The organism is uncultured Winogradskyella sp. (assembly GCF_947501905.1).
Classification (GTDB): Bacteria; Bacteroidota; Bacteroidia; order Flavobacteriales; family Flavobacteriaceae; genus Winogradskyella.
Window position 1 is genome coordinate 448,638 of the sequence record NZ_CANMXL010000004.1, and the last position, 15,379, is coordinate 464,016.

Here is a 15,379-nt window from a genome sequence, read left to right on the forward strand (position 1 = left end):
AGGATAAACGTTACTTATTTGTATTTTTGATTTAGTACTAAATCTATCACTTCCTTTATTAGGATTTTATTAATGGCAAAAAGAACAACCAAGAAAAAAACCAAAGCTAAACCAAAGACTAAGCGTAAGCCTATCTCTTTAAAATTATCAAACCAACAAAAATTAATTGTTGGTAGTTTACTGATAATTTTGGGGGTACTTTTATTTATTTCCTTTGTATCTTTCTTATTCACAGGTAAAGAGGATCAAAGCATTTTATCTGAATTCCCGTCTAGACAAGTCGAAGCCAAAAATTGGGCTAATCAATTTGGAGCTAAGCTAAGCGAGTGGTTTATTACCAAAGGATTTGGTTTGCCGTCGTTTATATTTTCGGGGTTATTATTTCTGTCTGGTGTTTATGTAACATTAAATTTAAAGTTATCTAGACTTCGTAAACATTGGATTTGGGGAACGCTAATCGTGATATGGTTATCTATATTTTTTGGCTTTTTCACTCACAAGTACGATATACTTGGTGGCGTTATTGGCTATGAAATGAATCACTTTTTTCAAGATTATATTGGTAAAATAGGTACTGCTCTCCTACTTGCCTTTGGTCTTATTGTGTATTTAGCTATTCGTTTTAATGTCACTGGTGATACTTTTGTTAATTTATTTAAAAGTGCTAAAAAAGATATCAAAGATGATTTCATTTCTAATGAATCAAATACAACTGAAGATAAAATAGTTCCTATAGACAATAGTCTTTCGGAAGAGGCAGAATCTATAAAATCAGCATTTGAGATTCCTCTAGATAATGTAGAGCCTACTATTTCAAAACATTCAAAAATAGAAAAAGATAATTCTGCAGAACTTAAGGTTGAACCACCGAAAGAAATGGAGGTTATAATTAAAGACCCTGAGCCTGAAGTTGAAATGAAAATAGAGGTTGCTGAAGAAGAAAAATCTGAGACAGATAATCTTGCGGATAAACTTGTTGAGGATTTTGGACAATTTGACCCAACACTAGAGTTGAGTAATTTTCAATTTCCACCATTAGATTTATTAAAAAAATACGATAACGAGGGCATCTCAATTGACCAAGACGAGCTTGAAGAAAATAAGAATCGTATTGTAGAGACACTTAATAACTACAAAATAGGTATTACAAGCATTTCTGCTACGATTGGTCCAACTGTGACCTTATACGAGATTGTACCTGAAGCTGGTATTCGTATTTCAAAAATTAAAAATCTTGAAGATGATATAGCCCTATCGCTTTCGGCATTAGGGATTCGTATTATTGCTCCAATTCCAGGAAAAGGAACTATAGGTATTGAAGTGCCTAACAAGAAATCGACAATAGTATCGATGCACTCAGCTATTGCGTCACAAAAATTTCAAAATTCAGCAATGCAATTACCTATTGCTTTAGGTAAGACAATTAGTAATGAAACGCTAGTTGTTGATTTGGCAAAAATGCCTCACTTGCTCATGGCTGGCGCAACAGGTCAAGGTAAATCTGTAGGTCTTAATGCAGTACTGACTTCTTTGCTTTATAAGAAGCATCCTGCGGAAGTAAAGTTTGTTTTAGTTGATCCAAAGAAAGTGGAGCTTACACTCTTCAATAAAATAGAGCGTCACTATTTAGCCAAGCTACCAGACAGTGAAGATGCCATTATAACAGATAATACTAAAGTGATTAATACTTTAAATTCACTATGTATTGAGATGGATAACCGCTACGATTTGCTTAAAAATGCATTTTGTAGAAATATTGCTGAATACAATAAGAAATTTAAAGAGCGAAAACTTAACCCAAATGATGGGCATCAGTTTTTACCATATATAGTTTTAGTAGTTGATGAATTTGCAGATTTAATAATGACTGCAGGTAAAGAGGTAGAAACTCCTATTGCGCGTTTAGCACAATTAGCACGTGCCATTGGAATTCACCTAATTATTGCCACACAGCGTCCTTCTGTAAATGTAATTACGGGTATCATTAAAGCAAATTTCCCAGCCAGAATTGCATTTAGAGTAACCTCTAAAATAGATTCTCGTACTATCCTTGATGGTTCTGGAGCTGACCAATTAATTGGTCGCGGCGATATGTTATATACTCAAGGTAATGATTTAATCCGTATACAATGTGCCTTTGTTGACACACCAGAAGTAGAACGTATCACTGAATTTATTGGCTCTCAGAAAGCCTATCCAGATGCTTATCTTCTTCCAGAATATGTTGGCGAAGAGGGTGGCACAAATCTTGATATAGATATAGCAGACAGAGATAAATTGTTTAAAGAAGCTGCTCAAATTATAGTCACAGCGCAACAAGGGTCAGCATCTTTATTACAACGAAAACTTAAATTAGGGTACAATAGAGCTGGTAGACTTATTGACCAATTAGAAGCTGCTGGAATAGTCGGTGGTTTTGAAGGCAGTAAAGCACGCCAAGTACTAGTTCTAGATTTAATGGCTCTTGAACAATTATTAGAAAACGAAAGCCAATAATTGGCATTTAATAAAACAAAATGAAAAAAATAAGTATTCTTTTAGCATTAATTATCACTAGTACTGTATTTGCACAAGACAAGGCAGAAGCGCTTTTAAATGAAGTGAGCAAGAAAGTTAAAGCTTATGAAAACATTAGTGTAGATTTTAAATACGAGCTTAATAATGTTAGCGAAAATATTACGCAAGAAACCAAGGGTGATGTTACAATACAAGATGATAAATATGTATTAAACGTTTTAGGCGTAACTCGTATTTACGACGGTAAAACGCTATACAATATTAGTCCAGAAGATGAAGAAGTAACTATTTCTTCAGAAAATACAGAAGATGAAGGCACAATAACACCTAGTAAGATGTTATCTTTTTATGAAGATGGCTACACTTATAAAATGGACATTGTTCAGAATGTTAAGGGTAGAAAAATTCAGTATGTAAAATTAACACCTATTGACAGTAATGCAGAAATAAAGCATGTTCTATTAGGTATTGATGCTACAACAAAACATATTTATAATTTGATAGAAGTTGGTAAAAACGGCACAAAAACTACATTAACCGTTAATTCTTTTAAAACCAACCAAGCTATACCAAAAACTCTATTTACTTTTGATGAAAATAAGTACAAAGACTATTACATCAATAAAATAGATTAGACTTGAAAATTTTAGACAGGTACATATTAAAAACCTACCTAAACACATTTGTGAGCATATTTGTAATATTTATGTTCATTTTTGTTTTACAAGGGCTTTGGTTATATATCTCAGAGTTAGCCGGTAAAGACTTAGATATTGTAACTACCTTTAAATTTATTTTTTATTATTCTCCTAAGTTAATTCCTCTTGTTATTCCACTAACAGTTTTATTAGCTTCAATCATGGTTTTTGGAAATTTTGCAGAAAACTATGAGTTTGCGGCCATGAAATCTACAGGAATTTCGCTGCAACGTGCAATGAGGAGTTTATCTGTTTTTATAGTAGCACTTGGTTTTGGGTGTTTCTTTTTTGCCAATAATGTAATTCCTTGGGGAGAGTATAATTTTTATAATCTAAGACGAAATATTGCGAAAGTAAAACCTGCATTGGCAATTGCCGAAGGGCAATTCAATACTATTGGTAACATTAATATCAAAGTTGATAAAAAAAGTGGTGAGCGAGGACAGTATCTAGACAAAGTTGTCATTCATCAAAAAAAATCATTTAGAAGCGGAAACTATACCGTTATTATTGCTGAAAAAGGAGAGTTAAAAAGTGCTGAAGATTCTAATATTCTTAAGCTTGAACTCTCAGATGGCAATTTTTATGACGAACTAATTACTAGAGATATACGAAAATTCAATAAGCGTAAACCTCATGCTCAAAGTCAATTTAAAACCTATACTATAAACATAGATTTAGGTAATTTAAAAATAGATGTAGATGAGAAAAATACTGACGATAGATACAGCATGCAAGATGTTAGTGACTTAAATTACTCAATAGATAGCTTGTATAAAAAACGGAGTAAAGATTTTGAAGCATTTTCCACAAGTTTATATAATAGAAGTACGTATGCTAACCTAAAGACCTCTTATGAAGCGACTAACGATACTATTCAAAATGCAGATATCTTAGACCTTTTTAATACCAAAACCAAGGTTCAAATTTTAGGATTAGCATTTAACACTGCAACTAGTACTTCTCAAATTATTCAAACCAACGAAAAAACATTTAGCGCACAAACATCTAATAGAAATAGACATATTATAGCATTGCACGAAAAATATGCTTTAGGCTTTGCTTGTATTATTCTATTCTTTGTTGGGGCTCCTCTAGGTGCTTTAATAAGAAAAGGCGGTATCGGCCTACCAATGGTTATAGCCATATTATTGTTTCTTACTTATCATTTTATTGGGATTTTTATTAAAAATAATGCCAAAACAGATGCTATAGACCCAGCATTGGGAACTTGGTTATCAACTTTAATAATGTTGCCTTTGAGTATCTATCTAACTTATCGGGCTACAAATGATAGAGGACTAATAAATCTTGATTTTATAACGGTACCTTTAAAAAAATTCTTTGCCTTTAAACCAAAGTCAGAACTAAACAATATTAAGAATATTCAATCCTACAGCTACTACAACAAACACTCTGTTGATGAACTAATTGATATTGTAAAGTCACAAGATGAATTTGACTTAGATAAAAAACCAAAGCAAATAGCGCTTCAGCATTTATTTGATAGAAAAATTACAATTGCGGAACTAGAAGAAAAAGAACTAGTCGTTCCTGAAAATATTAAACATGCCAAATCTTATTTAAAAGACTACATAGACTATTCAAAAACTAACTTACTGACATTCAGCTTAGGAGCTATATTCTTGATTCTTCATTTTGTATTTAAAAACAATAAACTACCTGAGTTATCTGAAATTGTAAAGTCATTAAGTTTTATAGCCTTTGGCATCTTTGGGTTATACGTTATAGTTTCGTCTGTATATTATTCCAAATTTTATAAATTTATAGGTCAATCTAGTAAAAGGGTTAATCCGTTACTCATATTATTAAGTTTGCCCTTCTACCCAATAAAGCACTTTTTATTAAAGACAAGAGTCAAAGAAGACTTCCATTTAAGTTGCTTAGAGCAAATAAAATAAGCTTATCTTTGCAATATCAAAATACATGTTATGATTACTGAAACTGTGAGCACAAAAATCATTCTAAATACTATTGAAGAAGCCATTGAAGACATTCGCCAAGGAAAGGTGATTATTGTAGTTGATGATGAAAATAGGGAAAACGAAGGCGATTTTTTAGCAGCTGCGGAAGCTGTTACTCCAGAGATGGTAAACTTTATGGCCACTCACGGGCGTGGTCTTATATGCACACCCTTGACAGAACAGCGCTGTAAAGAATTAGAGCTAAACATGATGGTACGTAATAATACGGATCCAATGGAAACTGCTTTTACTGTTTCTGTAGATTTAAGAGGAAATGGTGTTACTACTGGTATTTCTGCAAGTGATCGCGCTAAAACTATAAAAGCCTTAATCGACAAAGACACAAAGCCTTTTGAACTCGCTAGACCAGGTCATATTTTCCCTTTAGTTGCAAAAGAAGGCGGTGTTTTAAGACGCACTGGACATACTGAAGCCGCTATAGATTTTGCACGTTTAGCAGGTTTTAAACCAGCTGGTTTCATTGTTGAAATAATGAATGAAGATGGAACTATGGCTCGTTTACCTCAACTAGTAGATGTTGCCAAAAAATTTGATTTAAAAATTGTGTCTATTGAAGATTTAGTAGCCTATCGTATGGAACACGATTCTTTAATAGAAAAGAAAGAAGATTTTGATATTGAAACACGTTTTGGTAAATATAGATTGCGTGCTTACAAGCAAACTACGAATAATCAAATACACATATCGTTAACTAAAGGTAACTGGAATTCTGGTGACGAAGTGTTAACTAGAATCAATTCTACATTAGTAAATAATGATATTTTAGGTACTTTAACCAACAATCCTGATAAGAAGTTAGATAACATGTTTAATGTTATTAATAAAGCCGGAAAAGGTGCTATAGTGTTTATAAATCAACAAAACCAAACTACAAATTTATTAAGTAGACTTTCTATTCTAAAAAGCAGCCAAAAAGAAGGGCAAATTGCAAAAGCGCCTCGTATTGCTATGGATACAAAAGATTTTGGTATTGGTGCACAAATCTTGCATGATTTAAATATTAGTAAGATAAAATTAATTTCTAACAGCGAGCAAACCAAACGTGTTGGTATGATTGGTTATGGTTTAGAAATAATTGATTACGTAAATTACTAATTAACCAAAAGCTTTTTGGTAACTACAGAGTTTCCTGATTGTATATTCAAAAAGTATAATCCTTGTCGCAAATCTGATACATCTATTGACGACGCATTATTAATCGTTTTAACTTTTTGCCCAATAGAATTATAAAGCTCTAATCTATCTATAGGTAATTGACTAGAAATACTAACATTGTTAGTTGCTGGATTAGGATATATTTTAAAATCGTAAATCGCATTCTCTTCAATACTTAATGCAGAGCTTTGATATACTCTTACATAATCTATTACCATTGAATCGTCTACAAACATTGGGTCAATATCTGGAATTGCATTGCCACCCATCGCAACATTCAATAATAAATATTGCTCTTCATCAAAAGGCCATGTAGATGAATTCTTTACAGAAGGGTTGTATGTGTAAAATGGGACATCATCTAATAGAAATACTATTTTATCTGGTGACCAATTCATAGAGTATTTATGAAACGTATTAGCTACATCTGGTAATAGTTTAGTTTCAGAATTCATAGTATTTCCAAAACTTGATGGTGTATGCAAAGCCACACTAATTTCATTTAAAGCATGTAATCCATGCTCCATAATGTCTATTTCGCCGCAAGCTGGCCAACCTGTTGTCCCAAATCCTTCTATTTGCCAATAAGCACCAGGCTCATCTATATTTTTACCTAACATCCATATAGCTGGCCATGTACCAGTATTTGTAGGTAGTTTTGCTCGTACATCTACTCTACCGTACTTGAATGCAAATTTAGAATTAAGCCTAGCAGATGTATACTCTTTTGTAATGCCTTGATCTGTAAAACCTTCTCCATTTGCTATTCTACCTTCAAAAATTGCTACAATATTGAGATTACCCTCTTCTACAAAGGAATTTTCAATACGGTTGGTGTAATGCTGTTCTTCATCATTATACCAACTCACACCATTTGGCAATTGTGTTTGGTGATGCCAATTATCTGAGTTAATAGCTTCTTTTACAGTATTAGAAACCATCCCATCAAACTCATCGGACCATACGAGATTGTCATAAACAACATCAATTGTATGTGGGTTTACAGGTGGTGTAACATCTCCATTTGTAATATCATCTATAACGTAAGTTCCAGAAGTCGTTGAACCACCATCAATAAAAATTGTAATTCTACTATAACTTCCTGATGCATTTATAGGATTTCCTGTTGTGCTCTCTATTGCATTTGCAAAATCAAAAACTACTGTAGTCCAATCTGATGGTGATGGCACACTAAATTCCATCATTACCTCAACATCAGTATTGGTATTGTCTTCAAGTTTTAATATGATATTGTGATCGTTAGGGTCAAAAGAATAAAACCTAAGAGAAAACAACTTATTATCATTATTCAATACTATAGGTTGCGCTAGGTCTAAATAAAAACCTTGATAAGCCTGTAAACCGTCATTGAAAAATTGCCCACCTCTATTTGTAGAGCTAGATGGAGAATCACTACGAAAAGTAAAACTACTTCCTGCAAAACCAATGAAATTATCATCATCCGAAGAAAAATCTAATGGTATTTGCTGTGAAAAAAGTAAAAGATTAAAACAGTAGAAAAGTAAAAAAAGTAGTGACTTTATCTTCATATAAATGCAATTTCTTCAAAAATAGATTGCAATGACTAATATCCAAATTAAATCACCTATACAAGAACACTACATAATAGGTAGAACAGTAATTTTAACTATTTAAAACCTCAAGTATACAACGTTTCATGACTTTTGCTCTCTCCATTACTTGTTCTTCCGTCCATGATAACTTTATCAAGCAAGAAATATTTCTTGCAATATAACTATCTGACTGTTCGTAAGTTTTACCTTGAAGGTATTGAAGTCCTTCTTTTACTTCTTGTGTAATTGGAAATAATGATTTTAATTCTTTTAAGTGGTCCCATTTTCTGATATAATGCCAATTATTATCATAATAATGAAAGCATGCATCTACTCCACTTTCTTTAAAAACTTGAGAAACTTTGCGAGCTATATTTAAATCTGGTAAAAAGAAATTTAGAAAAGCACAACTTTCCACTCCACCTTCGGGTACAGTTCTAAACTCAACTTCAGGAATTTGACTTAATTCTGCTCTAATGATATTAAAATTACGTTTTTGTATTGCTAAAAATTCTGGAAGACGTTTTACTTGCGCCAAACCAACTGCTGCATGCAATTCTGATATTCTAAAATTATAGCCTAAAAACGGATGTGTTTCAGCACCTCTATCGTTGCCAATATGGTCATGACCATGATCACTGTAGTGGTCAGCATTGATATAATATTCTTTATTGTTACTAATTACAGCACCACCTTCTCCACATGTGATTGTTTTTACAAAGTCAAAAGAAAAACAGCCCACATCAGCAATACTCCCAAGAGGTTTACCTTTGTAAGTACCTCCAATAGCTTGGCATGCATCTTCTACAAAAATTAAATTATGCTTATCACAAACAGATTTAAGTGCATCCATATCTGCCATACTACCACACATTTGTACAACCATAACAGCTTTTGTTTTTGGAGTAATCGCAGCTTCTAAAGCTTTTGGGTCTAGAGTTAATGTACTATCGATATCTACTAGAATAGGAATTGCTCCTAGCATCATTATAGCTTCAAAACTTGCGACAAATGTAAATGTTGGCATAATAACCTCATCTCCAGCTCCAACGCCTGCTGATGCTAAAGCAACAGATACTGCTGCAGTTCCGCTAGATACTAATTGTACATGATTGGTTTGAAATGTTTTTTGAAGTTCAGCTTCAAGCTCTTTGGCTTTCCAATGTCCATTGCGCATACCATCAAAACCATAGCGCATTAAAACACCATTATCTAAGACCTCATTAACACTTTCGCGTTCAGCGTCACCAAATAATTCAAATCCTGGCATAGTTAGTTAGATAAGTCTTTAAATTTATTTAAGAATGATGCGATATTAACATCTTCAAATTTTGTAAGCAAAGGCAAGTACTTTCTCGCTTTAAAGTGTATAACACTTATAGCAGGAAATACTTTATCCTTGTTATAACCTGAAATAACTCTGCTATTATATCGATGTTCATCATTGTTATTTGTATTCTCAATTAATAATCCAACAATACTGTTTGAATGATTTTTAAATTCATTAGATTTTAAAATACGTTTCTTAATTACACGCTCTAAGCTAGGACTCTGTCCATTATTAAAATAAATAACTAAAATTTTATTATCCTGTTGAGCTTTACTTAATGCTGTTGGATAATCTGTTTCCCAAACTATGTTTTGCGAAAAAATTGGCATTGATACCAAGCACAACAAAACTAAAAACATGCAATTTTTCATATCATAAAATTTATCAAAAAACAAATATAACACTTTGACATACTTAAGCTAGAAACTATAAATCTATTACTGTATTTTCTATAGGTTTTCTAACTTTTTTTAATGTAGAAAACATATCGTCATCTGCTCTATATCCTACAGGCAACAACAATACTGATTGTAATCCTTTTTCTGATAATCGTAGTGCTTTATCATAAGCCTCTGGATTAAAACCTTCCATAGGACAGCTATCAATCTTTTCTAACGCGCAAACTGTCATCAAATTGCCTAAAGCAATATAAGCTTGACGTGTTGCCCAATCCATTTTTTTTGCTTTTGGCATAGTTTCAATTGTAGACTTCAATTGATTCTTAAAAGGCTCTAAGATTGATTCTGGTGTATTTCTAATTGCAGTAACATTTTCAAAATGCTCATCCACATCGTTATTATCAATTTCATTTTGAATACATAAAATCAATAAGTGCGACGCTTCAACTACCTGGCGTTGGTCATAAGAATGTTTTACTAAAGCTTCTCGCTTAACTTTATCTTCAATGACTACAAGCTTTAGGGTTTGTAAGCCATAAGACAATGCCGTAAGATTAAAAGCTTCTTTAAGTATCGCTAATTGCTCTTGAGATATAGATTTAGTCGCATCAAATTTTTTGGTTGCGTACCGCCATTTTAATTGCTCAATAACGTTCATAAACTTTTTTTGCAAAAATACGGAATGTTATATTGAAGTCATTCATAAAAAAAGCTTCATCAAATTTTGATGAAGCTTTAGCGGAGAAAGAGGTAAGTGAACCTCTTTCGTAGTGCCTTTATTTATTACTGTTTCAGTCCTGTACCATTGTTGGGTCACCTAATAGGTCACCTTTATACCTTGTAGTAAAGATAAGGAATTTACTTGATTAATCCTTGTACTTTACTGATTTCAAAGCCCATAAAGTCGCAAAATTCATCGATAGTAACTAACTGATGAGCTTCTTTGTTAAGGCGTTCTTTAATTGCTTTGATTATTGTTCTGCCATAACGCTCACTCTTTCCTGTTACTACCTGTACGTCTTTAGGGTAAATACAGATTCTACTCATTCACTTTAAATTTAAAATTAATACTCTAACTATACTTTATCTATACCGTTGCTATAAAGCACCTATATACAATATACGACTAATATCCCATTGAAAAAACTAACGAAATCGGAAGTTTTGGCAACTTATAAACACTACGGAAGCACTCTAATGCATTGACAGTCAATAGCTCGTATATTTGATATTCATCATCAAAAAATGTATTAGTTATGGCAAAATTAAAAGGTATTATTAAGTTAGAAGGAACGTTAGACAATCTAACTTTTTACAAAGCAAAAGAGGGTTATTTAGTAAAAACTAAAGGCGGTGTTTCTAAAGAGCGTATTCAAAATGACCCAGCGTTTGAGCGTACTCGTGAAAACGGTTCAGAATTTGGAAGTTCTGCATCATCTGGTAAACTATTGAGAACGTCTGTAAGAAACTTAATGATTAGAGCTAAAGATAATCGAGTTTCAAGTCGTGTTACTCAAAAAATGACACAAATTAAAAACTTTGATACAACCTCTATAAGAGGACAAAGAAATGTAGCTACAGGATTAGCAACACCAGAAGGTAAAGCCACATTAAAAGGCTTGGATTTTAATAATAGAGCCATTTTAAGTGCTGTTTTATTCGCTCCATTTACGGTAGATGGTGCAACTGGTGAAATTACGATTCCAAATTTAACACCTGCAAATGATATTGCTTATCCAAGTGGTGCAACACACGTAAGTTTAAGTTCAGCATTTTTAAAAGTTGACTTTGATACAACAGATAATTCAATTGAATACAGTCCAACTGTAAATATTCCTATTGATTCAACCTCTGCAACTCAAACACTAACTCCTGCAGGTGTTCCAACAGGCACAGGAAACGATATATTCGTTTTATTGGTTGAGTTCTTCCAAGAGATTAACGGTGTTCAGTATCCGCTTAAAAATGGCGCATATAACGTTTTAAATATCGTAGAAGTAGCATAAAAGTTTCATTCTGACCTTTGAAGCTGAAAGAGTCCTATAATTTTTATTGTAGGGCTTTTTCTTTTGCCATAATTTTTTTGAAGAAAAGAAAAAAGATAGCCAATGTTAAAGGTAGTGTGGATGATGCTGTCAAGGTTTTTGGGTAAAAGTTTTTTACTCTAAAATCTTGAAACCTATTACGACTGCTTCTTAAAAAAGTTTTATTCAAAACCCGTAGGGCTTGACCTTTACAGTATAGAGCGTTGGCAGATGGAAGCTACCTATATTTGCTTTCTTTTTTATTTTATTATCCAATCTTACTTTTCCTAAAATGAAAGTTAACGAAATAAAGCAAACAAAGATTTGAGGTAAGGAATACTTGGACTTAACGATGATTTTGTGCAGTTGAATGAGATAACGTTATTTTGTTTGAAGTTCCAATGTGAGCGTGGGATAAGCGGATATTTTACATAATACCAGTTATAGCTACGAAAATATAAGAATACTGCGTTAGCAAACCCTTGTAAGGATTTTTGCTACTATAACTTGTATTATGTAACATAGCTTGGGTGAGTTTAGGGTTTTATGATAGAATAATAAAAGAATAGCTTATTGCAGTTTGGTTTGATTTTATGAAAACCAAAGCTGTAATATGCTATTACCTTAAAGACAAAAAAAACGCTAAACTTTTGTGGCGAGCGGAACAACACAAAAGACAGAGGCTTTTGAGGTACGAAAAAACTGGGTTTTGGGTTGTGGGGAATAAAAAAGAGCCTTTCGAAAAAGACTCTTAAATTATTGGCTTAATGGTCGTGATTTGAATGGTCTTCCGATTTCATTTCTCCTGTTTGATTCATAGCCATTTCGTGGTCGTATTGACAACAACCTGGTAAATCTTTATAGGCTTCTTCACTTCCTGTAACTTTTTCGGTGTCATAACCTGATGCTGCTATTGCCTTATGAATTGCCATTGCATCTGTTTTGGTATCATCAAAAGAAACATCAATCTTCTTTTTATCGACATCCCAATTGGCACTTGCAACACCTTCAACACTATTGGCTGCTTTTTCAATGGTACTTTTACACATACCACAATTACCTCTCACACCAAAAGATAAATCTGTCATTGCAATTTCTTTTGACACTTCTGTTGTTGTAGTTTCTTCAACTTTTTTAGTTTCGTTTTTACAACTTGTTAATCCCATAGCTATTATTACAGCTACGCTTAAAATTACTTTCTTCATTTTTAAAAATTTAATTATTATCTGTGTTTATTTATTCTATTGTTTGTTTAACCTCACCACATTTAAGCATTGCGTCACCAAAATATGGGTTTAAAACTTGTTCTTCTTTACTCAACCAATACGCACCGTTATTGTTATCTGCCATAGGACAAAACTGTACATATAGCTTATCATTTCCCTTATCAAAGTTTTTAACCATTTCTATAAGCTTATCGGAAATTGTTTGAAACTGTTTACGTTGATGTTCCAGAGTTACATTTTCATTTATTCCTTTAGATGTTTTATGCAAAATAGCCCAGTAATTATGCGTTTGCTCTCTTTGACTTACTGGCATTTCTTCCAATGCTTTTCTAAATGCTTCACTTTTGGATGATGCTAACGATATATCAGACTGAATTAAAGCATCTTTAAGATTGATATAAGCGTCAATAATAGGTTGAAATGATTTTTCAACAGTACTATTAAAATCAACCTTTTCTGTCATCATATCCATTGTATGTTCTTCGTGACCTGTCATTACTTTGCCACCTTCCTTATTCATCATTGATTTTTTGCCTTGTAATTGAGCTGCTGCATCAACCGTAAATGTCCCGTTAGTCACGATTTCATTGCCAACAAATAATCCTTCTAAAACTTCATATTCATTACCAATTTGATTGCCTAAAACAACTTCACGCATTTCAAAAATAGTTTGGTCTGGATTGGTTTTTAAATACACAACAGAACGCTCACCTGTCCAAAGTACAGCAGATGCTGGGATTGTTAACACTTCATCATTATTATTTGATACTCGTTCAATATTAGCGGTTACAAACATTCCTGGTTTAAATACATCGTTCTTATTATTAAGCACCACACGTAAGGTTACTGTTCTTGTTCTGGTATTTAATATTGGTTCAATGAAATCTACTTTCCCTTTAAACTCTTTATTAGCATAAGCATTTGTAGTCACTAAAACTTCTTGTCCCTTTTTAAATAAATCGATTTGATTTTCATATACATCAAAGTTTGCCCAAACCGTATTGAGATTTGCAATTTTAAGCAATGGTTGACCTTGTTTTATGTAATCGCCTTGTTCTACTAATTTTTCGGTAACTGTTCCTGAAACGGTTGCATAGACTGGAAAGTTTTCTTTTACTTTTCCAGTTTCTTCTATTTGATTAATTTGACTTTCAGAAAGTTTCCACAACTTCAATTTATTACGAACTGCCTTATATAATGCAGGTTGCGATTCCTTTAAAGATGATGCTGTAATTAACTCTTGTTGTGCCGCATACAATTCTGGCGAATAAATAGTTGCTAATAGCTGACCTTTACGTACTTCTTCACCTGTAAAACTGACATTCAATCGTTCTATTCTACCCGAAAAATAACTTACTTGTACTGCGTTTGCTTCTTCATTTTCAGCAATTTTACCAGATAACTTAAGGGTGTTGCCATCAACATTTCCTTTACCAACAACAGTTGTTTGAATATTGGCTAATGCCATCGCATTTTCAGTTAACTTGAATTGGTCTGCTAATAAACCATCTGCACTACTTTCGGCAGGAATTAAATCCATACCACAGATAGGACAATCACCTGGTTCTGGTTGCATAATTTGTGGATGCATAGAACACGTCCACATTTGATTGGTTTCTGTTGTATCTGTATGATTGTGCTCTGTTTCTTTATTTGATGAGTTACCAAAAAGTATCCACCCTAAAAGTAGCCCTACAGCTAATATTCCTATATAAATGATATATTTTTTCATCTCTAATTATTTTTTTTCTTTTTTAATATTTTTCTGATTGATGGTGACGATGTGTACCATAGTAAAAAGCCACTCAAAACCGTTATTAAGCCTAACAACGAGAATGCTCTTAAAACTACTGTATTAAAGTTGTCTCTACCCTCATAATCCATAGTGTGCGTCATCCATAAAAAATCGAACCAACGCCAACTTCGATGTCTAACCGTCTGAAATTTTCCATCTTTTATAGACACATAAGCTTTTAAGGCTTCGTCTAATTCATACGAGATAACGTAAGCAGGCAATAACTTTTCTCTATACTCGTGATGTTTCCCTGTTTCATTAATCTGCTCTATAGATTCAACCTTTAAGCCATTTTTCATATTGAGTCTTGCGATATACAAAGCCTCTTCTTTTGTTATATTAGATTTTAAACTACCATCGATAGCATTGTATAGTTGTTCTTTGTTAATCCAATAGTATGGTGAATTATCAATATCTCTCAATTCAATAGTATTGATGCCTTGTGAAACATTAAGCCGTGTTGGACTAATGAGGTTGTTAAATGCTTTAGGCTGATATTCCATATTTTTAAAATGGTCACCGTGTATTTCATCAATATCTGTCCAACTAAAGTATAAACCACTAATAGTCCAAAACAAAAATTGAATACCCAAAAACAAGCCTAAATATCTATGGGTTTTTCTAATTTTTAATGCTGTATGTCTGTTTACCATTGT

Annotated in this window: 13 protein-coding genes; 5 read left to right on the forward strand and 8 right to left on the reverse strand. The window is 32.8% G+C overall.

Features of this window, described 5'->3' with window-relative positions:
- Window positions 1–72 precede the first annotated feature (72 nt).
- The 4 genes from Q0770_RS11900 to ribB are packed head-to-tail and all read left to right on the forward strand — an operon-like array spanning window position 73 to window position 6,316.
- On the forward strand, window positions 73–2,496 hold the full coding sequence (locus Q0770_RS11900; RefSeq protein ID WP_299117244.1) for a DNA translocase FtsK: 2,424 nt from the start codon (window positions 73–75) through the stop codon (window positions 2,494–2,496).
- A 20-nt stretch (window positions 2,497–2,516) separates the two neighbouring features.
- Complete coding sequence (locus Q0770_RS11905) at window positions 2,517–3,152, forward strand: outer membrane lipoprotein carrier protein LolA (RefSeq protein ID WP_299117246.1); 636 nt, start codon at window positions 2,517–2,519, stop codon at window positions 3,150–3,152.
- Between the two features lie 2 nt (window positions 3,153–3,154).
- Window positions 3,155–5,137 carry an LptF/LptG family permease gene (locus Q0770_RS11910; protein WP_299117248.1) on the forward strand — a complete coding sequence of 661 codons (1,983 nt, stop codon included), beginning with the start codon at window positions 3,155–3,157 and terminating at the stop codon, window positions 5,135–5,137.
- 30 nt (window positions 5,138–5,167) lie between these two features.
- Entirely contained in the window at window positions 5,168–6,316 is a 1,149-nt protein-coding gene (ribB, locus tag Q0770_RS11915; RefSeq protein ID WP_299117250.1) for a 3,4-dihydroxy-2-butanone-4-phosphate synthase, read from the forward strand.
- Here the strand turns inward: ribB and Q0770_RS11920 are convergent.
- The 5 genes from Q0770_RS11920 to Q0770_RS11940 form a co-directional block, all read right to left on the reverse strand.
- Window positions 6,313–7,926 carry a family 16 glycosylhydrolase gene (locus Q0770_RS11920; protein ID WP_299117252.1) on the reverse strand — a complete coding sequence of 538 codons (1,614 nt, stop codon included), beginning with the start codon at window positions 7,924–7,926 and terminating at the stop codon, window positions 6,313–6,315. The two genes, ribB and Q0770_RS11920, sit on opposite strands and share 4 nt — an antisense overlap.
- A gap of 94 nt (window positions 7,927–8,020) precedes the next feature.
- The gene (locus Q0770_RS11925) at window positions 8,021–9,220 is read right to left on the reverse strand and encodes a DegT/DnrJ/EryC1/StrS aminotransferase family protein (RefSeq protein ID WP_299117254.1); all 1,200 of its coding nucleotides are present in this window, start codon (window positions 9,218–9,220) and stop codon (window positions 8,021–8,023) included.
- Window positions 9,221–9,222: 2 nt separating this feature from the next.
- Window positions 9,223–9,651 carry a hypothetical protein gene (locus Q0770_RS11930; RefSeq protein WP_299117256.1) on the reverse strand — a complete coding sequence of 143 codons (429 nt, stop codon included), beginning with the start codon at window positions 9,649–9,651 and terminating at the stop codon, window positions 9,223–9,225.
- Between the two features lie 55 nt (window positions 9,652–9,706).
- Window positions 9,707–10,336 (reverse strand): NAD(P)H-dependent oxidoreductase, encoded by a 630-nt coding sequence (locus Q0770_RS11935; RefSeq protein ID WP_299117257.1) that lies wholly within the window; start codon window positions 10,334–10,336, stop codon window positions 9,707–9,709.
- A gap of 200 nt (window positions 10,337–10,536) precedes the next feature.
- On the reverse strand, window positions 10,537–10,725 hold the full coding sequence (locus tag Q0770_RS11940; protein ID WP_035325018.1) for a hypothetical protein: 189 nt from the start codon (window positions 10,723–10,725) through the stop codon (window positions 10,537–10,539).
- 209 nt (window positions 10,726–10,934) lie between these two features.
- Here Q0770_RS11940 and Q0770_RS11945 point away from each other — a divergent pair, with 209 nt between their 5' ends.
- Entirely contained in the window at window positions 10,935–11,684 is a 750-nt protein-coding gene (locus tag Q0770_RS11945; RefSeq protein ID WP_298993925.1) for a hypothetical protein, read from the forward strand.
- 782 nt (window positions 11,685–12,466) lie between these two features.
- Here Q0770_RS11945 and Q0770_RS11950 read toward each other — a convergent pair.
- From Q0770_RS11950 to Q0770_RS11960, 3 genes are read right to left on the reverse strand one after another with little or no spacing between them, the layout of a single operon-like run.
- Window positions 12,467–12,907, reverse strand: coding sequence for a heavy-metal-associated domain-containing protein (locus tag Q0770_RS11950; RefSeq protein ID WP_299117259.1), 441 nt, complete (start codon window positions 12,905–12,907; stop codon window positions 12,467–12,469).
- A gap of 31 nt (window positions 12,908–12,938) precedes the next feature.
- Complete coding sequence (locus Q0770_RS11955) at window positions 12,939–14,660, reverse strand: efflux RND transporter periplasmic adaptor subunit (RefSeq protein WP_299117261.1); 1,722 nt, start codon at window positions 14,658–14,660, stop codon at window positions 12,939–12,941.
- A 2-nt stretch (window positions 14,661–14,662) separates the two neighbouring features.
- A complete protein-coding gene (locus tag Q0770_RS11960) occupies window positions 14,663–15,376 on the reverse strand; it encodes a PepSY domain-containing protein (protein ID WP_299117263.1) in 714 nt (237 codons plus the stop codon).
- Window positions 15,377–15,379 lie beyond the last annotated feature (3 nt).